Source organism: Pontibacter sp. H249 (genome assembly GCF_037892465.1).
Taxonomy (GTDB): Bacteria; Bacteroidota; Bacteroidia; order Cytophagales; family Hymenobacteraceae; genus Pontibacter.
Genome location: NZ_JBBKTR010000004.1, coordinates 213,675 through 233,661, shown reverse-complemented (window position 1 = coordinate 233,661; position 19,987 = coordinate 213,675). Strand labels below are relative to the sequence as shown.

Genomic DNA, 19,987 nt, shown 5'->3' with positions numbered 1-19,987 from the left:
AACATGGCAGAAAAAGAAATCACCGTAGCCGAAAACCAGGAGCTGATTCAGCAAAGAGCCCTGGCCATCTCTAAAACCATCGACCCTAAAAATCCTGATTCCCTGAGCAATTTTGGTGTTGAAACCCAGCGAAAGCTCGGCCATTACTCCAACGAACTCCTTACAAAGGTAAAAGCCAAAGACTCCGGCGATGCCGGTGCGGCCATTAATGAACTGCTGGCCCAGATCAACATGATCAAAATTGACGAGGTGGAGGAGAAGCGGGGCTTTTTTTCGCGCCTGCCATTTGCCGGTAAGGTAAAAGACAGAGCCAAGCGCTTAGCCAGCCAGTATAATTCAGTGTCGGAGAATGTGGATGATGTGGTGGTGAAGCTGGAGAAAACCCGCCAGAGCGTTATGAAAGACACAACCAGCCTGGAAGTAATGTTCAACCAGGCAGTGGAATACATTCATGAAATAAGAGCCGTAATAGCAGCCGGTAAAATGAAGATTGAGGAGCTGGAGAATGATACCATTCCAGCTTTGCAGGATGAAGTTGAGCGCAGCAACCAGGACGAACTTGCTATACAGCGACTGAGCGACATGATCGCCTTTAAGGACAGGCTGGAGAAGAAAGTGCATGATTTTATGCTGTCGCATACTATAGCTACCCAATCGATGCCGCAGATACGCATGATACAGACGGCAAACGATGTGCTGGCCCAGAAGATACAAAACTCCATTACCACCGTTATCCCGGTGTGGCGCCAACAGGTAGCCATTGCCCTGGGGCTGGAGAAGCAGCGTAAAGCCCTTGAGATCCAGAAAAAAATAACGGATACTACAAACGAAATGCTCCGGAAAAACTCTGAGCTGCTAAAGAAGAATGTTGTAATTACAGCACAGGAAAACGAGCGTGGCATTGTAGATGTGGATACCCTAAAGAAAGTAAACCGCGATATGGTAGAAACGCTGGATGCAGTAATCAAGATATCAGAAGAAGGAAGCAAGAAGCGCGAAGAAGCCGTAAAAGAGCTGGCAACTGTACAAGAAGAGCTGAACAACAAGATTATCGGCACCTTTGGCAAATCAAAGCAAATAGAAGTAGAGTAAAGTATGGCCATTTACAGAAGCGGACAAAGACCCAGTACACCTGCTGCAGAGGGTATTGTGCTTACACAGGAGCAGGATGAGTTGCTGGACCTGTACATTCAGGAACTTGACAGCTTTTACGAGGAGCTAAGGCAGGCCGAAAAAACCGCCATCGCCATAGAAACCACTCACCTGAAACGTATGCTTACAAAAAAGCGAACCTGAATTCTTGAGACAAGCTTGCGTGCATCTTGAGCTTATACTTTTGGCATAAAGTATAAATAACATTACCAAAGTATAAATAGAGGCAGCAGGTAATTATGCTACAATAAGGGTCTATATCAAGGTTATCGTCACTTAAAAAAAAATTAATGTTTCAGGCTGCTCTACGTTAATATAGCAGCACATAACTACAGCTAAGCATTACATGATCAACTTCTTACGTTCTCTTTTTGGTATGGGCAGACCAGCTGGTTACAGAACGGTGGCAGGAGCCCCGGCAGCACCAGGCGCAAAGGAGGCAATGTATGTACAGCACTCGAACAAAAGGCTTCATGTGCTGAACGATCTCTATCAAAAGTATAAAAACACGCCCCACGCGGAGAAACTTAAGACTGTTCTGGAGAAAACGAAGAAGATACATGGTTACCTGCTTTCAAAAAAAAGGGTACATGAGCTGGAGTTATTTCATGTGCAGCACACAGATCATTTTATAAATACCTTCTCAGTAATTATTGAAGTACACCTGCGGCATGCGGCACCGGCAGCAGTAGCTACACCTGTTCCGGAGCCAGTTATTAAAGCTGCTCCACAAGTTAAACCACAGCCACAGCCACAACGGCCGCACAGGCAACGGGTGCCTCAGCAAACTGCTACACGCCCTTTCGAAGATAAAGTGGAGGATGTGATACGCAGAATAGAGTCTGAGACGGTAAAAGGCATTTACACAGCGCAGAAGGTTTCTGAAATGGTGAAGCGGGTTGCCAGTCAGGGTTCTATGACTCCGGTACAAACGCAAACCCTACCGGCTGATCCACTGGCTTTATCACTGCCTACTATTTCTATAGATACTTTTTCAAAAATATACTATGTAAGAGAGCTGGAACATGGCAGCAAAAAACCAGGCGAAATAGGCTTTACTTCTGGAGAGGCAGATAAAGAGGCTTTTGTGGCACATGTGGCATCACGGCTAGGCATAAAGGCAGATACGCTTACTTATATGGGTAATACTGTTATGTCCGTGCCCGGCGGTTATGGGCGTGGTCAGTCTATGTATGCCCCCGTACTAAATTGGAACGGTTGTGCCTATGCCTTAAATCTACAAGACTACCGCCTTTACCCCGTAAAAACATACCGCCAGGGAAGAGCATAAATTTCTAATTTTGAGTTCTTGATTTCCATTACTGTTCCTGGTTGCTCTTCCGGTGCTGTATTACCCTGAAATCTTCAACCAGCTTAATTGCTTCTGGTATATCTTCAGAGAATAAAGCTATAAAAGCTCCTTCCGGCGCATATTCCAGGGCATAGGCCAGTGCACGGGTTTCCTGATGTATCTCCTTAGGCTCCAGCTCTGGCTTTACGCTAAAAATACCTTCTTTTAGCAGGTTGTTTATGTCCTCTCCGTTGCGATCGCGGAGGTCTTTGTCACGGCGTATAATAATCTCGTCAAATACCTGAGCGGCCAGTCGGCCTATTTCAATCATATCCTCGTCGCGGCGGTCGCCGATACCTGCAATAATTCCAATTTTAGTATGAGCCTCTGTGTTATTGATAAAGTCGCTGATGGCCTGCATACTGGCAATATTGTGTGCATAGTCAATCAAAACATCAGCTTTAGGCAGTTTAAACATGTTCATGCGGCCTGGAGTAGTTTCGGGGGATGGTATAAACGTGCGCATTGCAGTTTTGATCTCATTTATCTCCATGTGCGAGATATACCCGGCAAGGGTGGCCGCCAGCACGTTATAAATATTAAATTTGGCTTTGCCGCCAAAGGTAAGCGGTATATCTGCCACACGGTCTACCCTAATTTTATAGGTGTTTTTGAAGATGGAGATAAAGCCGCTTTCATAAACAGCTGCCAGTCCTCCTTTTGTAATGTGCTCTGTAATGCGTGGATTGTCTTCATCTAAACTAAACAGAGCAACCTTGCAGTGTAGGCCGGCAGCCATATTATAAACTAAGTCGTCGTCAGCGTTCAGAACCGCATAGCCATTCGAGCAGACTGTTTTTGGTATAACGGCTTTTACTTTAGCCATATCTTCAACGGTATGTATATCGCCTAGCCCCAAGTGGTCTTCTGATACGTTCATTACAATGCCGATGTCGCATTGGGTAAAGGCAAGGCCGGATCGAAGCATGCCACCCCTTGCACACTCCAAAACCGCATAGTTTACGGTTGGGTCTTTCAGTACAAACTCGCTGCTGTAAGCGCCTGTAGTATCGCCTTTTATTATCTTATTGCCTTGTATATAGATACCGTCGGTGGTGGTGTAGCCGACTTTATGCCCTTTAAAATTTAGTATATGTGCTATTAGCCGCGTAGTAGTCGTTTTACCATTGGTTCCGGTAACAGCCACAATTGGAATGCGTGAGGGTGATTTATGCGGAAAAAGCATATTAATGATCGGTTCGGCTACATTACGTGGCAGGCCTTCGGTAGGCGAAATATGCATCCTTAAACCCGGCGCAGCGTTTACCTCGATCACAGCGCCCCGGGTTTCCGGTAATGGTATGGCTATGTCAGTGGTCATCACATCAATACCACAAATATCAAGGCCAATGATACCGGCAATACGTTCTGCCATTAATACATTATAAGGGTGCACCAGGTCTGTTACATCAGTGGCGGTACCACCTGTACTTAAGTTAGCTGTACTTTTCAGGTACAGTATCTCACCGGCTGGTATAATAGATTGGAGTGAAAGCCCTTTTTCACGGAGAATACGGCGGCTTATTTTATCGATTTTAATGTGGGTAAGGGCTTTTTCGTGCCCTATGCCTCTTCTGGGGTCTTTGTTTACCTGGTTCACCAGCTGCCTGATCGTGGACGTGCCATCGCCTGTAACCATGGCCGGTGTTCGTTTGGCAGCGGCAATAAATTTTCCGTCTATCACAAGCAATCTGTAATCATCGCCTTGAATATACTGCTCCACCATTACCTCCTGTGAGTGGCGCTGTGCTTCCAAAAATCCCTTAAGAGCATCTTTCCAGGTAGAGAGGTTTATACTGGCGCCTTTTCCCTGATTTCCGAAAAGTGGTTTGGTCACGATCGGGAATCCTAATTCATCTACAGCCTTTTCTAGTTCACGTGTACTTTTTACAGTTCTGCCCTGCGGAACCGGGATTCCGCCTTCTTGTAAGATTAGTTTGGTTCTGTTCTTATCGCTGGCATTCTCTACAGCAAAACAAGATGTATTGCTGCACATGGCTGCCTGTATGTGTTTCTGGTACACACCATATCCGAGGTGTATCAGTTCGCTGGCCTGGTTTTGGATGTAGGGGATGTTCCGGTTAATGGCCTCCTGCACAATTGCTTCTGTAGATGGACCAAAATACTCATCTTCGCGGATCTGGTGTAGCTTAGCCACATCCTGTATTACATTCACTTTCTCGTTGCGGGCCAGTGCCTCTGTAATTTTTATGGCTGCTTCTGCTGCATACACGCCTGCTCTTTCTTCCTGGTAAGAGTAAACAACATAGTCTACCCCTGCCTGCTTGGTTCCGTAGCGCCTTCCGTAACTACATACCATCCCTGCCATAGTTTGCAGTTCGAGTGCAATGTGCATTGCTACTTTGCTCAAAGGAGTGCCTTCGTTTACAAGTCTTATAAATCCTCCTTCTGTGCCTTCTGAAGATCGGTGTTTGTAAATGCCAGGGAAAAGCTTTTGAAGTTTATGCGCCAGCTGTGGTACTTCGTTGCTTTGTACCTGCTGCAGTTCCTCCAGGTCTATTTTCAGCACAATTATCTTTGGATGCTTAATAGACCAATAGTTAGGCCCACGCATAACCTTAAGTTCGATAATTTTCATAGCAGTGTTCTATACAGTTGTAATTGTACCTTTTAATCAGGCATCTAGTATGTAGTGCTAATCTGGTAGGAAGATGGTGCAGAAGGTTAATTATTATACGTAATTGGCCTGGCAAAGAAAGACTAAGAATGCTAAAATGTGCGACTGTAGCTAAAAACTAAGTATAAGGAACTGGTAAAATCCCTGATTGGAGCACTATGACCTAAATTCAGAGATTTATACACTAATTATCTGCCATTTATACTTAGGTGTTAAATACATACTTATCCCTTTCTGCCATATTCCCTGTTCCGCGTTATTAAAATCTTTTTTCTATCTTAGAAGATTAAAAAGCTGGCTATATGAATACAATAGCATGGGTTTTGCTGATTAGAATCTTTGCTTAAACTAACCTAATTATGAACATCATCGACAAATTACACATGGTTTCACGCTTTTGGCGGTACCGGCGAAGGAGCGAAAGAGAGTCTATAAAATTCCTGCTAAACCAGGATATGGAAGGAGCTACAGTACTTGATATAGGTGCTAACAGAGGTATTTATACCTACTGGATGTCGAAGCAAGTAGGCCCAACAGGCCGCGTAATTTCATTTGAGCCTCAGCCTGAATTAGGCGGTTTTCTGAAAGAATTAATCAGAGCATTCGGGCTGAGCAATGTGAGCGTAATTAATAAGGGCTTATCTGATAAGGAGGGAAAGTTCGAGTTATTTAGACCTGTTATAGGTGCAGGTGGAGCTAAACTACAGAAAGAAGGTGAAAATCTATCTGAAGACGGGCAGCTTCATAAAGTTGAAGTAGAGTTAGCAACCTTAGATACGTTTTTCGAGAAAAACCCAATCGAAAACCTTGCTTTTATAAAATGCGACGTGGAAGGTCATGAGCTTTCTGTTTTCAAGGGAGGCCAGAAAACGCTGCAGAAATTTATGCCTACTTTATTATTTGAGTGCGGACACGATGAAGCCAAGAGCGGTGAGGTGTTCACACTGCTAACCAACATGGGCTACAAAGGCTTCTTTTTTGCAAATGGCAAGAAGATAAGTTTCAGGGAATTTGATAAATACCCTTACCGTAAACCAACCGACTATCACCGAAACTATATGTTTGTAAAAGAATAGGTAGTATCTAATCAATAAAAACGGCCTCTGGAAGTTGATTCCAGAGGCCGTTTTTATTGATTAGATGTAATGTCTCTTATGTAGGATGCCGTAATCCTTCATGAGTAAATATGGTGGTGCAAACCCGCCCTAGCCTTATTTCATAGAATTTACTGATGCTTGGTATAACTGTAACTAAGATTTACACGCAGTTAATAGGAGTTCTTAGTAGATGATTATACTTCCCCAGAATTTCAGTTTTTATATGAGCACTAGTGCTTACATCCATAAAGTTAGTTTGAGGTAAGAAGCTATACTTACATTTCGAAAAGCCAGAAAAAAACCACATCTCATAAAATCAGTTATAATATTTTAAGCTTCTTATAGCGAACACATAAGTATAAGTTTAAAATTACTATAACCTACTTTCTGTCATGCCTGCTAACATAAGTATTGTAATTCCTACATATAATGAGGCGGGGGGGATTCAACAGCTTGTTCAGTACCTATTAACATCAGGGGGTGAGTCTATACTTGAGGTAATAGTCTCTGATGGAGGCAGTACAGATAATACACCTGCTTTGGCTAGCGCGGCAGGAGCAAAAGTAGTATGTTCACCGAAAAAAGGCAGAGCTGCACAAATGAATAGTGGCGCAGCCTCAGCGACTGGTGAAATTCTCTATTTTCTTCACGCTGATACATTTCCACCTGCTGATTTTCATAAGGATATCATAAAAAACTGCCGATCAGGAGCTGGCGCTGGTTGTTTTCGATTGCAGTTCGATGAGAAACACTGGTTTTTAAAAGTAAATGCCTGGTTCACACGCTTTGACTTGGACCACTTACGGTTTGGGGACCAAAGCCTGTTTATACTAAAGTATGATTTTGTACGGATTGGCGGCTTTAGTGAAGACCATGTTGTAATGGAAGATCAAGAAATAATATACAGGATAAAAGAAGTGACCCAGTTTAAAGTGTTGCCGGCTGCTGTTGTAACATCTGCACAAAAGTACCGTGAAAATGGTGTTTACCGTCTGCAATTTATTTTTCTGATAATATGGCTGCTCTACTATCTTAAGGTTCCTCAACAGAAACTTGTTTCTATTTACAACAGGCTTATCATAAAGTCGAAGCTGCAGGATTGACACTAATTAGACGTTTGCTAACCGCTTTAAAACTGTTCGCTTCTGCAGGTTTTAGCGCTGGGGTGTAGTAGTAAGCCAAACTGTTTAAGGTATGAGATGCTTATATAAAATAACCTTCGTAGGGTAAAAAGTATACTTATAGTTTGTAAAGGGGGGCGTATAGCATGATAAGTAAGAAGTATAGTTAAAACACAGAAGCTATGAACGGTAATAATAGCGTTGAGCACGTAATTGAGCAGCATAAAGCTGCTGGCAAGTACATTGTAGTGGATGGCATAAACACCTTTGTTTTAGATGAAGGAGAAGGTGAGGTAGTGTTCTGCATCCATGGTGTGCCTACTTCATCTTACCTGTACCGTAAGGTGATACAGGCACTGGCAGCTAGAGGTATGCGAGGCGTGTCCGTTGACCTACCAGGTCTAGGCCTATCTGACAGACCCGAAGATTTTGAATACACTTTTCACAATTTTGCCCGCTTCTGTGCCCGTGCAACCGAAGTGATGGGTATTGAGAAGTACCACCTGCTTGTTCATGACATTGGCGGGCCCATTGGATTTGCCATGGCAGCGGAGAATAAGGATAAAATACTTTCCTTAACTATCTTGAACACTTGGATTGAGGTAGACAAGTTTAAAAAGCCGTTGCCGATGCGCCCATTCGAAATACCATTGCTGGGAGAGGCGGAGCTTAAATCTATTGCACATTCTACCTGGTACCTACTCTTCTCCCAATTAGGGGTAAACCATGCCGATGCCTTACCAAAGGAAGAAGTAAACGCTTACGTGGACTTGCTCAAGCGAGGTGACGGGGGAAAAGCTTTTCTGAAGATCATGCGGAATTTTCAGAAGTCAGAAGAGTTTAAAAAGCTCTGTTACGAGGCTGTGGAGAATGTACCTTATCCGATACAGGCTATATGGGGAGCCGATGACCCAGGGCTAAACTATGATCGCTTCGGGGAAGAAATCAAGGAGGCCGCTAATCTAAACACAGTGCATAAGCTTGATTCCAAACACTTTCTGCAGGAGGAGAAACCTGAGGAAATCGCATTACTGGTAGTGCAGTTAGCAAACAGCGCTAAAGTATAAATTAGTAGATCTAGTTTTCCGGTTTATTAAAGTTGTTTGAATATACTATAAGATGGTGTCTTATAGAGTTTGCCGAATTTGCCTTACTTTTTAGCGAGGCAGACCTGATTTAAAAGTATAACTACGGACATAAACGGTGCAAGGGGTATTGCTCTTTACGTTCTGGTACTGTACCGTCTGGCAGGCGCCAAGCTCTTTGTTTCTTAAACGGCATAGTAAAAAGTTTTAGTGGAGTCTGCTCCTTTGGATCTCTGTAAGCAGGTACGCCAATTACTATTTCATCCTGTGTAACATGCAGTTGCAGAGTTTTGTGTAGTCTATCCCACCACGAGAATATAACTGAGTAGTTACTGTTTGTTTCTTTTGCTACTATTGAATGGTGTATGCCGTGCATGCGGGGAGTAACTATAAACCGGCAAAGCCCTCGCTCCAGGTTAAATGGCAGTCGCATGTTAGAATGATGAAAAGCCGTACAGCCTTCAAAAATTACTTCGTAAAACAACACAAGCGGAGCTGGTACACCAATTAAGGCAACGGCAGTACTTCGATAAGGAACTGAGGCTATGTTTTCGCCGACATGAAAACGCCAGGCTGTAGATAGGTCCAGGTCCATATCTATGTGATGCACATTATGGAAGCGCCAAAGCAGGTTAGATTTATGTAGCAACACGTGCCACAGGTAATTAGAGTAATCTAGTAATAAAAAACCAGCTATATACTTTCCCCATTTTGGCAGCCTGGCCCAATGAAGCAGGCCAAACTGTCTTTCAGTAGCGTGCTTTGCTGCCAAATAACTACAAGGTAATAACAGGAACCTTAATGCTGGAAGCGCTACGGCTGCTACACTAGTGTTTTCTTTTAAACGATCAACTTTAGATCTTGTCCGTTGTCGCAGTTGCCTTTTAGACTCAACAACAAAAAAAATAACAGCCGCAGCTCCGAGTAGAGGCATACCCAGGTAATCGAAATATGGAAACCTAATTTTCATGTCGCAAGTATGGCGTAGACTCTTGTCTTTTAAGTGCTTATAGTAGATGTGTTATTATGATAACTACTATGGCTTCGAGTTATTTTATATACCCATACGCAGCTATAGATAATGTGTACCTATAAAAGCTATAAAGTTTAAGAATACGGTGGTTGATACAGCTATTATACTATAGCTTTTAAAACTTCAGAGGATTCTTAATGTAAAATTGGCCACTACAGTGTAGTCATGGCCCCCTTTGGGAGAGTATAATCTTTATTTTAAAAAGTTAAATCGAACGGGTGATGTTTACTAGTAGAAGTACAATCCTTAGTAGCAGTGGCCTGTTAAGATAGCCAACAGTTATTTGGTTATTCTTTCAGCCTTCCAGGAATACTAGTCTTTAAAATCTTTCAATACTTTATAAAACGTGTCTGCATACGTACTACTGATTGGTATAATTTGATCAGCTATTCTAATCCTGTTTTTTTCGATGTGATCTATTTTATCGATGGCAACCATAAAGGATTTATGCACCCGGACAATTTTTCTGTCAGGTAGCAGTTCCTGTATTTTAGCAAAACTCATCAAGGTCATTATCTTTTCCTTATTGGTATGGATTCGGAGATAATCTTTCATTCCTTCGATAAATAAAATATCGCGGATGTCAATCTTTTGAATTCGAGTACCTGCTTTTATAAAAACGTATTCCTGCTCGTTTTTAGGCACTACATTCGCTTCTACTAGCTCCGGCTGGTGCTGCGGATTCAGCTCTTGATAAATTCGGAGTACTCCTTTGTAAAAGCGTTCGAAAGAAATGGGCTTTAACAGGTAATCTTTCACCTCTAGATCAAAAGCTTTCAGGGCATATTGGTCATAGGCAGTTGTCAGGATGATTTTCGGTTTTGGATTCAGCATAGGTATGAAACTGAGTCCATCCAGATCAGGCATATTTATATCCAAAAATAGCAGGTCGGGCTTATCAATGTCCATTTGATCAACTGCCTCTAACGGACTCTCAAAGCTACCTTTGTGCTCCAGAAAGGAAACTTTAGCTACATACTTTTCCAGTATTTTCTGAGCCAGATGCTCATCATCAATTATGTAGCAGCTGAGCTTTTTTTTCATTGGTCTGGGTGTGAAGATTTGTAATTTTTAATTCAGCAGTGAAGACTTCATCATTTTTATCAATTACTAGGCTATGCTGTTTCGGGTAAAGTAATTGCAGCCTTTTTTGCACATTCGTAAATCCAATCCCACCTGGTTCTTCCAGTAAGTTACCTGTTTTTTTCCCTATGGGATTTTGAAAAGTCGCAACAAGCACATTTTCTTTTACCTCTATCCTCACCTTTATGGAGCATGGTTTTAATCGAGACGGACTATGTTTGTAGGTATTCTCAAGAAGATGGATAAACAACAGCGGTGCCACATGGCAGGTCTCTGTGTTTCCCTCTACTTGAAAGTCTACAACGGGTGTTGCCTTATATCGCAGCTGCTGCAGGCTTATATAGTCTTGTAGATAATCTATCTCTGTGGAAAGTGGAACAGTTGAGGCATTGGATTCATAGATCATGTAGCGCATCAGTGAAGAAAGACGCATCATGGCTTCAGGTGCTGCAGAATCCTGAGTATACACTAAGGTGTGGATGTTATTAAGGGTATTGAAAAGAAAATGCGGGTTGATCTGTGACTTCAAATAAACAAGCTCTGTGTTAATAGCCTGTTTCTCTAGCTGTTCTTTTTTTACTGTATTGATAATCAGGTTCTGGATAACTCCGACAAGAGTGCTCGTAAGAATGAAAATAATAACGATTGATATAGAATTACTATAGTAATTCAGAAAACCCATCCATGTGCTAACTTTTCCATTTACAAAAATTGCAAATACTAAAAAGGGAAGAGGGCCAGTCAAAAAGATCCAAATCAGGTACCAGAGGTAGGATTGGTATTTCTTTTTATTTAGGTATTTCGTGAAAATGTATAGATGGGCATAAAAAACATATAACCCTATTAATAATGCCTGAGGCCTGAAGGGCCTGTCATTTACCAAAACTTCTACAGTAAAATTCAGCAAAGCAAAAGCCCACGGGATGATGTGAATAAGTGCTAATACTTTTTTTATTCTATTCATGGAGTAAAGGTATTTTATCCTGTCATTCCGCTTCGGTCAAATCGACCATCGCCAGAAATAATCTACAAAACCAAGTTATATCTCTGCAAGTGCTTTGGCAGAGATACAGCATCTATTTGTCGATTTTTTTTAACGGTGGTATATCGCTTTTTGCTTTCTGCATCGGTACCTGCTCCTTTGTGCTGTCATCAAAGCGCTTCGCATTATGAAAGATCAAACTACTTTAAGTATACGGAACGTCTCCAAAACCTATCCCAATGGCGTAAAGGCGCTTCAAAATATTTCTCTGACAATACCGCCCGGCATGTACGGTCTGCTGGGTCCGAATGGTGCCGGTAAATCATCTCTTATGCGTACCCTAGCAACATTGCAGGAGCCAGATGAAGGTACTATTCACTTTGGGAGCATTGATGTACTCAACCAAAAGGATAAGGTACAACAAACGCTGGGATATCTTCCCCAAGACTTTGGACTACATCCTAAGGCAAACGCAGAAGAACTGCTAAACTATTTTGCTGTGCTTAAAGGAATAAAGGAAAGAAAATCAAGAAGAGAAGTGGTAGAGGCACTACTAAGGCAAACGAACCTGTGGGACGTGCGCAGGCAAAAGCTTGGAGGCTTCTCAGGGGGGATGCGACAGCGGTTTGGAGTGGCCGTAGCTATGCTGGGAAACCCAAAGTTGATCATTGTAGACGAACCGACTGCGGGACTAGACCCGGCAGAACGGGTACGGTTTCTAAACCTGCTCAGTGAGATGGGCGAAAACAGTGTAGTTATCCTTTCTACGCACATCGTGGAGGATGTGTCCGAGCTTTGCACGCGCATGGCGGTGATCAATAAAGGACAGATATTACTGGAGACTGAACCCCAAAAGGCGATCGAAAACTTAAATGGGAAAGTATGGCGGCGGGTGATAAATAAAAGTGAGTTGCCGGCGCTTGAGCAAGAGTATGTTATCATCTCAACAAAACTTCTTGGTGGCCGGACTGTGATACACATCTTTAGCGAAACATCTCTAGGGAGGGGTTTTGAAGAGGTATCTCCCGATCTAGAGGATGTCTATTTCACTGTGATCACACAGGACTCCATAAAGAACGTGGTACAAAAAGATAAAGAGGTGCTAATATGAAACTCTGGGAAACATTTCGGTATGAGGTTGCTTACCAGATGCGAAGCATTTCGACTTGGTTCTTTTTCCTGCTTCTTTTAGTAATAACTTTCTTCATGTCCCGTGACGTCTTCACTGAAGAGATGATCATTGGTGGCTACTCCAGAAACGCCCCGTTTTTTATTGCGAAGATTACTGTGATAGCCTGTATCCTGGGGGTGTGGGTCTTGGCTCCAATTGCAGGCAATGCTGCAGCAAGAGACGTGGAAACCAGGATGCACCCGCTACTTTACACCGCACCTGTAAGTAAGCTTGTCTACCTAGGGGGGCGCTTCTTGGCCGCCTTTTTCCTTGGATCACTCGTCATGACTGCCATTCCGCTAGGCCTCTTGGGTGCTTTATTTTTCCCAAGTGAACATTTGGGCCTTCTAGGACCAGTTAATCCAGCCGCCTATATTAGCGCCTATTTTTTACTCCTGCTGCCAAATACCTTTGTTGCAGTGGCACTCATGTTTGCTGTTGCTATCTTGAGCCGAAGAGGCGTTGCGAGTTTTCTCATGGGAATATTTATGGTTTTCACAGCGCTCGCCACATGGCAGTTAATTGCTGTAGGGCTAGAGAATTGGACCCTTGCAAAACTGACAGATCCACTGGGAATCACTCTAATTCAAAATCTTAAAAGTTTATGGACACCGGTAGAGAAGAACACACAGCTGCCAGCAATTCAAACCTGGACGCTTTTAAACCGACTCATGTGGTGTGCTGTCGCGCTAGGTATGCTCGCTTTCACCTATTTCCGCTTTACTTTTAAGTCTAGCTCTAGGGGGGAGAAAAAAAATCGCACAAGGCTCCGTATATCTTCCTCTTCTACGGTTGCGGAGAGTTACCATATTGTAAAAATTGTCCCTATTACAGTTCCTCAGCTACAACAAACTTTTGGTATTTCTACCAAGGTACTACAGATTGTAACTGTCGCCAGGGAGTCATTCAAGGTAGTAATGTATAGGGGATGGATAGTTTTTGCCTGCTTCTCAATTTTTGTGGTGGTTACGAGCCCTTCCTGGTTCAATAGTTATCATTTCGTACCTGAGCTGCCAGTTACAGGACACCTTTCAATTTTATTAGAAAACATTGAACACAATGCCATGTGGTTTGCAATTCCGCTCCTCATCCTCTACTATGCCGGTGAACTCGTATGGCGGGAGCGGGAAGCAAGGCTTAATGAGATTGTTGGAGCGGCACCCTTGCCGGTTTGGGCCTCCTTTGCAGGCAAATTCGCCGGACTTTTCCTTGCACTTGTGCTATTGCAGTTGCTCATGATAGTTTCAGGGATGTTAGTGCAGATGCGGATGGGGTACTATGATTTTGAGGTAGGACTTTACCTGAAAATCCTTTTTGGGATTAGACTTGTCGATTATGTATTAATGGCGCTGCTCTCGTTGGTTATACATGTAGTGGTCAACCAGAAGTACATTGCTCACCTGATCGTGATCATGTTTTTTGTTGTTCTCTTTTTTGGTCCTGCTATGGGCATAGAACCAAGTCTGCTAGTATATGGATCTGATCCCGGATGGACCTATTCAGAAATACGAGGATTGGAGCCGTACATGGGGCCGTGGGTTCTGTATAAACTTTATTGGGTAGCCTGGGCTCTGTTATTGGCTGTAGTAGCAAATTTACTATGGCCACGAGGCACAGAAAAAAGTCTGAAACAAAGAGTTCAGGAAGGGAGCCGCCGCCTAACGCGCCCAACAAAAGCAATTGCCGCCTTCGCGGGCTTGCTCATGCTAATACTAGGAAGTATAATATTTTATAACACCAACATTCTATACCCTCGTACTGCAGCCCCCAAAGGAGAGGAGTGGAAAGCAGCATATGAGAAGTTATACAGCAAATATGAGAACAGCCCACAGCCTTGGTTGACTGGAACAAAACTTCATGTAGAGATCTACCCTAAACGACGGGCAGTAGAAATACGCGGTAGTTCTGATTTTGTGAATGGGACTGCATCGAAGATTGATTCTATCCACTTGGCGACTACGCTGGGCGTTGAAAATCATTTAATACGCTTTAACCGCACAACCAGACCAGTGCTCGTGGACGAGGAGCTTGGCCACCGAATTTACGTTCTGGAAAAGCCTCTATTTCCCGGAGATTCGATACGGCTTGACTTCCATGTGAAGGTTAGCCCGCAAGGCTTCCCAAACTGGGGAGTTGATGCTTCTTTAGTTGAGAATGGCTCATACTTTGGAAATGATTACTTGCCTCAAATTGGCTATAAAAAGGAACGAGAAATTGAAGACCCTGTAGAACGAGCTAATCAAAAATTACACCCCAACCGTGAAATCTGGCCTGAAATTAATGTAGCACGGATGGGGATTTCGGGACAGGAACGTATCAATTTCGAAGCAGTCGTGGGTACCGATCATGGGCAAATTGCAGTAACTCAAGGAAAGCTAAAAGCGAGTTGGAAGAAAGATGGTCGCAATTATTTCCATTATAAAACTGAGTCACCTATTAAAAATAAATATGCTTTTTTCTCAGCTGATTATGATGTGCGTAAAGCGCAATGGAAAAACTCAGATTCTGGACAGACTGTTGATATTGAAATTCTCTATCATCCTGGGCACTCGCTAAACATTGATCGGATGATACGTGGTGTACAGGCGTCGTTAAGCTATCTTAACCGGCAGTTGGGTCCATATCCGCACAGCGAAATACGTTTTCTGGAGCACTCCGGTTATAATAAGGGTATGTATGCGCATCCAACCAACGTTTGGTACAGAACCGGGATTGCGCTTCTCAACCCAGCGGAGGACCCACGGGATGTTGATCTTGTATATGCCACTGTTGCACATGAAGTGGCGCACCAATGGTGGTCCCACGGACTTTCTCCTGCCTTTGTAGAAGGAAATCTATTGCTCACCGAAAGTCTCGCATGGTATTCCGCTCTGGAAATCATAGAGGAAGCCAAAGGCCAGAAGAATTTAATGGGGTACGTTCGTATGCTACAGCAAGAATACTTTAGCCCACAATCAAGGGCTGGACAACCGTTGTTGCAGGCAAATGACCACACCCTGATCTACCGCAAGGGTCCCCTTGCTTTGTATACTTTGCGAGAATATATAGGGAAAGAGAAAGTAGGAGGGGCTTTGCAAAAATTGTACAGTAAAAATGCAGATGGTTTTCCACCGCTGCCTATCCCGCAAGATCTGTTTAGCGAACTTCAGAAGGTTACCCCTGATTCTATCCAATATCTATTACATGACTTATTCGCTGCCAACACATTTTGGGACTTGAAAACAGAACGGTCTTCAGCAAGAAAAAACAAGGCAGGTAAGTGGGCGGTGAGCTTGGAATTGCAGGCAAGAAAATACACTGTTGACACATTGGGTGTCGAAACAGATGTACCTATGGATGACTGGATCCAAGTGGGAGTTTTTAAACCTGTCGATGGACAGCAGGGAGAAAAAGAAATGCTCTACTTACAATGGCACCATATCCGCTCAGGAAAGCAAACTATTGTGGTGGAGTTGCCCCACAAGCCCGCTTACGCCGGTATTGACCCGAATCATCTCCTAATGGATCTGAAAAGACTCAACAATAGTAGTGAGGTCAGTCTTCTGTAGTAAGAATAATTACAAGTGGAATATAATGTGTTCAAGCAAATTTAGTAACCGGTGTTAGATAAGCCTATAAATGGTTGAGACTATGAAATACATAAATAATGTAATGGTTTTCTTACTGCTAATCATTTTTTCATGTTGCTCTTCAAATGGAGAGTCTGAAATTGTTAACAACGCAGGCGGATTTGCAAGTGGTGACACTGCTCGTGACTTTAAATCAGAGAAAGTGATCAAATTTCCTGAGCTCCAGGAATACATGGCTACACGCTCTGACACTAAAGTAAAGGTTATCAATTTCTGGGCTACCTGGTGCCAGCCTTGTATAAAGGAGTTGCCCTTTATAGACTCCCTGCGTTATGCATATGACCCAAACAAAGTTGAGGTACTGCTTGTGAGCCTTGATTTTCCAGATGAACTTAACAAGGTTAATTCGTTCATTAAACGCAAAAAAATAGGCTCTACTGTTTGGCTACTGGACGAATAAGATCCCAATCTTTTTATTGACCAGGTGGATCCTTCCTGGTCTGGAGCCATTCCTGCTACCCTTCTTATAAGAAATTCAACTGCTCAAAGGGTTTTCCTCGAAGGAGAACTTACAAAGTCTGAGCTTGAAAAACATATCAATAAACTTTTAAAAGATTAACTCTATGAAAAATGTAAACCTAATTCTGGTTCTATTACTGCTCATCTTTTTTGCCTGTTCATCTTCTGAAGGTGATACTAGAAGTGAAGGCGTTACTGGCGGATATGCGGTTGGTGATACTGCACGTGACTTCCGGTTAAAGAATGTAGATGGAAAAATGGTGTCATTAACTGATTATGAAGAGGCTAAAGGGTATATCGTTATTTTTACCTGCAATACATGTCCTTTTTCAAAAATGTATGAAGATCGGATTAATGCACTCCATGCCAAATTCGCAGATAAAGGCTTTCCTGTAATCGCTATCAATCCAAATGACGCGCGGAAAAAGTGGGGCGATTCATATGATAATATGATTGATCGAGCCAAAGAAAAGGGGTTTAAGTTTCCTTATGTACAGGATAAAACACAGGAGATAGCCAGGGCATATGGGGCTACAAATACTCCTCATGTTTATGTATTAAATAAAGATCGTAAGGTCGTATATATTGGCTCTATAGATAATAATGCCAGAGATGCGGCAAGTGCAGATAAACTTTATGTAGAGGATGCGATTATGGCCCTCGAGAACAATAAAGCGCCGGAAATTTCTAAAACTAAAGCTATAGGCTGTACCATTAAGTGGGCATCCTAATGTGCTCATCCTTTTATACAGGCCATCCGATGTGATGGCCTGTTCTTTCCGGACAGTGAACATCATTATATTTCAGCAACGACGAAAAAATCTGTATGAAACGATGACTCGGTTTAAGCTTTACATAGAGTAGAACTGTACTGTGAGCTAACTCCTTCCAAGATGTGACTTATTATTAATGAACTTCAACGTATTTGCATCATTAAATGGTAAAGTCTACTTTCCGATGCAGAACTTAGTGAAAATATTATCCAGCAAATCGTCTGTTGTGATCTCACCCGTTATCTCGCCTAAGCTATAAAGGGCTCTGCGGATATCCGCTGCTACCAGGTCGCCGCTCATACCAAGGGCAAGGCCGTTAAGCACATCATCTAATGCAGCGTAGGTTTTGTTCAGGCTGTCTACGTGGCGCAGGTTGGTAACTATGGTTTGTTGCTGGGTGTTAAGCTTGCCCAGGTTCACCTTGTTAACTAGGGCCATTTTAAGGTCTTCTAGGTTGGCGCCTTCAGCAGCAGAGATCTGCACCAGGTTTTCTATACTTGCAAATGCAGCTAATTTTTCCGGCGATGCCTGGTCTATCTTATTCGCAACTGCTAATAAGGGAAGACTTTTCGGATTTAGCCTTTGCAGTTCAGCCTGTACTTCTTCAGCTGTTACTTCGGTAATATCAAACAGGTAAATGATCAGCGACGACTGGCTTAGCTTCTGCATAGTACGCTCCACGCCAATGGCTTCTACTTTGTCAGTAGTTTCGCGCAGGCCGGCCGTATCTATAAACCGGAACGTAATACCCTCTATACTTATCTCATCCTCAATAAAATCACGGGTAGTACCGGGTACATCCGATACGATCGCTTTTTCCTCGTTAAGTAGCTTGTTAAGCAGCGTAGACTTACCCGCATTTGGGTTACCCACAATCACCGTAGGCACACCGTTTTTAATCACATTGCCCAGTTCAAATGACTTAAGAAGCTCCCGGATTATACTTTGAATGTTAAGTATAAGTGCGCGCAACTGGTCACGGTCAGCAAACTCCACGTCCTCTTCGCCAAAGTCGAGCTCCAACTCAATCATAGAGGCAAAGTGCACTAGTTCTCCGCGTAATCGTTTAATTTCCTGTGAAAAGCCACCACGCATCTGCTTCATGGCCACTTCATGGGAAAGTGCGGAATCAGAGGAGATCAGGTCGGCTACAGCCTCGGCCTGGGCCAGGTCGAACTGCCCGTTCAGGAAAGCGCGCTTGGTAAACTCACCTGCATTAGCCAGGCGTGCACCATGTTTCAGCAACAGCTTTACGATCTGCTGCACTATAAAGTCAGAGCCATGGCAGGAGATCTCTACTACATTCTCTTTGGTGTAAGAGTGAGGGCCCACAAATAGCGATACCAATACCTCGTCCAGTATTTTTCCTTCGTCGCGGATAGTGCCAAAGTGGATAGTATGACTGGCTTGTTTTGTGAGATCTTTGCCTTTAAAAGCACTATTGGTTATTGTAATAGCCTCCGGCCCGGACAAGCGGATAACGGCAATGGCACCTGTGCCGGATGCAGTAGCTACTGCAACTATTGTATCAGTATTGTGAAGTGGGTTGATCAAAGCAAGTATAAATTATGCGCTGTGCAAATTTACGGATTATTGTCTGAACTTTGATTTATTTGATTTTTTATGATGAACAGGACTATCTGTTTGGCTAAAGGGCAGTTTTGAATTTATTCATCGGGATGCAAAAGGAATTCACTATCTGCTTCCAATCAATCCATTAATCCTGAAAATCCTAGTCAAGAAAACTCACACGAATCTATAAAATCCCCTTAATCACCGGTCCTCTTTTTCATACTCTTTAAAGTTCATTTGCTTGTGATGGTCCTCGCCGAAATAGCGCAGAATTTTGGAGAAGTTCTTAGCGTCCAGGTAACCGGGCACCGGGGCAATCATGTTAAATTTTTCGTCGAGGTATACTGTGGTAGGGTAACTCATTTGCCCTTGCAGCAAAGCTACAGCAAGTTCATGCGACCTGTATTCTGTTTTAAAAGTATAGGTATGGCCATTTAATGTGATCGGGTCTTTGCCTTCGGCATCCAGTTTAACAGCGTAGTAGTGTTTGTTTACCAGCGCGGCTACTTCTGGATCTGTAAAGGTGCTCTTGTCCATTTTTTTGCACCATCCGCACCAGTCTGTGTATACATCGATCACTACCTTGCGGGGCTCCTGTTTCATACGCGCAGCGGCCTGTTCTATGGTAAGCCACTTTATTTTTTCGGCAGGTTTAGTGGCCGGTTTAACTGTGCTGTCAGAAGCTGTCTGATCTGCTAGTACCGAAGCATCAGTAGCAACGTTTGGCTGGCTATTGGTGCAGGAGGCAAGTATACTTAGAGCAAGTACAGGAAGTATGATCAGTTTATAAAACATGTATGTTTTCTATGATTACGTTTTGTTAACAACATACTGCCGGCGT

16 protein-coding genes are annotated in these 19,987 nt (G+C 43.1%); 10 read left to right on the top strand and 6 right to left on the bottom strand.

The window, feature by feature from the left end; translation table 11 throughout:
• Positions 1 to 3: 3 nt before the first annotated feature.
• The 3 genes from WG943_RS07930 to WG943_RS07920 all read left to right on the top strand — a co-directional run bounded on the left by WG943_RS07930 (position 4) and on the right by WG943_RS07920 (position 2,443).
• Complete coding sequence (locus WG943_RS07930) at positions 4 to 1,092, top strand: toxic anion resistance protein (RefSeq protein WP_340408006.1); 1,089 nt, start codon at positions 4 to 6, stop codon at positions 1,090 to 1,092.
• 3 nt (positions 1,093 to 1,095) lie between these two features.
• A complete protein-coding gene (locus WG943_RS07925; RefSeq protein ID WP_340408005.1) occupies positions 1,096 to 1,296 on the top strand; it encodes a hypothetical protein in 201 nt (66 codons plus the stop codon).
• Positions 1,297 to 1,498: 202 nt separating this feature from the next.
• Positions 1,499 to 2,443: a hypothetical protein gene (locus WG943_RS07920; protein WP_340408003.1), complete on the top strand. Its 945-nt coding sequence runs from the start codon at positions 1,499 to 1,501 to the stop codon at positions 2,441 to 2,443.
• Positions 2,444 to 2,471: 28 nt separating this feature from the next.
• On the opposite strand, the gene cphA is transcribed toward WG943_RS07920, so the two are convergent.
• Positions 2,472 to 5,102 (bottom strand): cyanophycin synthetase, encoded by a 2,631-nt coding sequence (cphA, locus tag WG943_RS07915; RefSeq protein WP_340408001.1) that lies wholly within the window; start codon positions 5,100 to 5,102, stop codon positions 2,472 to 2,474.
• Between the two features lie 398 nt (positions 5,103 to 5,500).
• On the opposite strand from cphA, the gene WG943_RS07910 reads away from it, so the two are divergent.
• The 3 genes from WG943_RS07910 (at position 5,501) to WG943_RS07900 (ending at position 8,426) form a co-directional block, all read left to right on the top strand.
• Positions 5,501 to 6,217, top strand: coding sequence for an FkbM family methyltransferase (locus tag WG943_RS07910; RefSeq protein ID WP_340407999.1), 717 nt, complete (start codon positions 5,501 to 5,503; stop codon positions 6,215 to 6,217).
• 413 nt (positions 6,218 to 6,630) lie between these two features.
• Positions 6,631 to 7,341, top strand: coding sequence for a TIGR04283 family arsenosugar biosynthesis glycosyltransferase (locus tag WG943_RS07905; RefSeq protein WP_340407997.1), 711 nt, complete (start codon positions 6,631 to 6,633; stop codon positions 7,339 to 7,341).
• Positions 7,342 to 7,541: 200 nt separating this feature from the next.
• Positions 7,542 to 8,426, top strand: a complete 885-nt coding sequence (locus WG943_RS07900; protein ID WP_340407996.1) for an alpha/beta fold hydrolase — start codon at positions 7,542 to 7,544, stop codon at positions 8,424 to 8,426.
• A 121-nt stretch (positions 8,427 to 8,547) separates the two neighbouring features.
• Here WG943_RS07900 and WG943_RS07895 read toward each other — a convergent pair whose 3' ends face one another.
• From WG943_RS07895 to WG943_RS07885, 3 genes are all read right to left on the bottom strand, one after another.
• Positions 8,548 to 9,414 carry a sterol desaturase family protein gene (locus WG943_RS07895; RefSeq protein WP_340407994.1) on the bottom strand — a complete coding sequence of 289 codons (867 nt, stop codon included), beginning with the start codon at positions 9,412 to 9,414 and terminating at the stop codon, positions 8,548 to 8,550.
• Positions 9,415 to 9,789: 375 nt separating this feature from the next.
• Positions 9,790 to 10,521 (bottom strand): LytR/AlgR family response regulator transcription factor, encoded by a 732-nt coding sequence (locus tag WG943_RS07890; protein ID WP_340407993.1) that lies wholly within the window; start codon positions 10,519 to 10,521, stop codon positions 9,790 to 9,792.
• Positions 10,490 to 11,524, bottom strand: a complete 1,035-nt coding sequence (locus WG943_RS07885) for a sensor histidine kinase (protein WP_340407992.1) — start codon at positions 11,522 to 11,524, stop codon at positions 10,490 to 10,492. Before WG943_RS07885 ends, WG943_RS07890 begins: the two co-directional genes overlap by 32 nt.
• A 205-nt stretch (positions 11,525 to 11,729) precedes the next feature.
• Here WG943_RS07885 and WG943_RS07880 point away from each other — a divergent pair, with 205 nt between their 5' ends.
• From WG943_RS07880 to WG943_RS07865, 4 genes are all read left to right on the top strand, one after another.
• A complete protein-coding gene (locus WG943_RS07880) occupies positions 11,730 to 12,653 on the top strand; it encodes an ABC transporter ATP-binding protein (protein ID WP_340407991.1) in 924 nt (307 codons plus the stop codon).
• Positions 12,650 to 16,261, top strand: coding sequence for an ABC transporter permease/M1 family aminopeptidase (locus WG943_RS07875; protein ID WP_340407990.1), 3,612 nt, complete (start codon positions 12,650 to 12,652; stop codon positions 16,259 to 16,261). Before WG943_RS07880 ends, WG943_RS07875 begins: the two co-directional genes overlap by 4 nt.
• A gap of 82 nt (positions 16,262 to 16,343) precedes the next feature.
• Entirely contained in the window at positions 16,344 to 16,742 is a 399-nt protein-coding gene (locus tag WG943_RS07870) for a TlpA disulfide reductase family protein (RefSeq protein WP_340407989.1), read from the top strand.
• Positions 16,743 to 16,905: 163 nt separating this feature from the next.
• Entirely contained in the window at positions 16,906 to 17,532 is a 627-nt protein-coding gene (locus WG943_RS07865) for a thioredoxin family protein (protein WP_340407988.1), read from the top strand.
• Positions 17,533 to 17,748: 216 nt separating this feature from the next.
• On the opposite strand, the gene mnmE is transcribed toward WG943_RS07865, so the two are convergent.
• Together mnmE and WG943_RS07855 are read right to left on the bottom strand one after the other, a co-directional pair.
• The gene (gene mnmE / locus WG943_RS07860; protein WP_340407987.1) at positions 17,749 to 19,128 is read right to left on the bottom strand and encodes a tRNA uridine-5-carboxymethylaminomethyl(34) synthesis GTPase MnmE; all 1,380 of its coding nucleotides are present in this window, start codon (positions 19,126 to 19,128) and stop codon (positions 17,749 to 17,751) included.
• 219 nt (positions 19,129 to 19,347) lie between these two features.
• Positions 19,348 to 19,941, bottom strand: a complete 594-nt coding sequence (locus WG943_RS07855) for a thioredoxin family protein (RefSeq protein WP_340407985.1) — start codon at positions 19,939 to 19,941, stop codon at positions 19,348 to 19,350.
• Between the last annotated feature and the right edge of the window lie 46 nt (positions 19,942 to 19,987).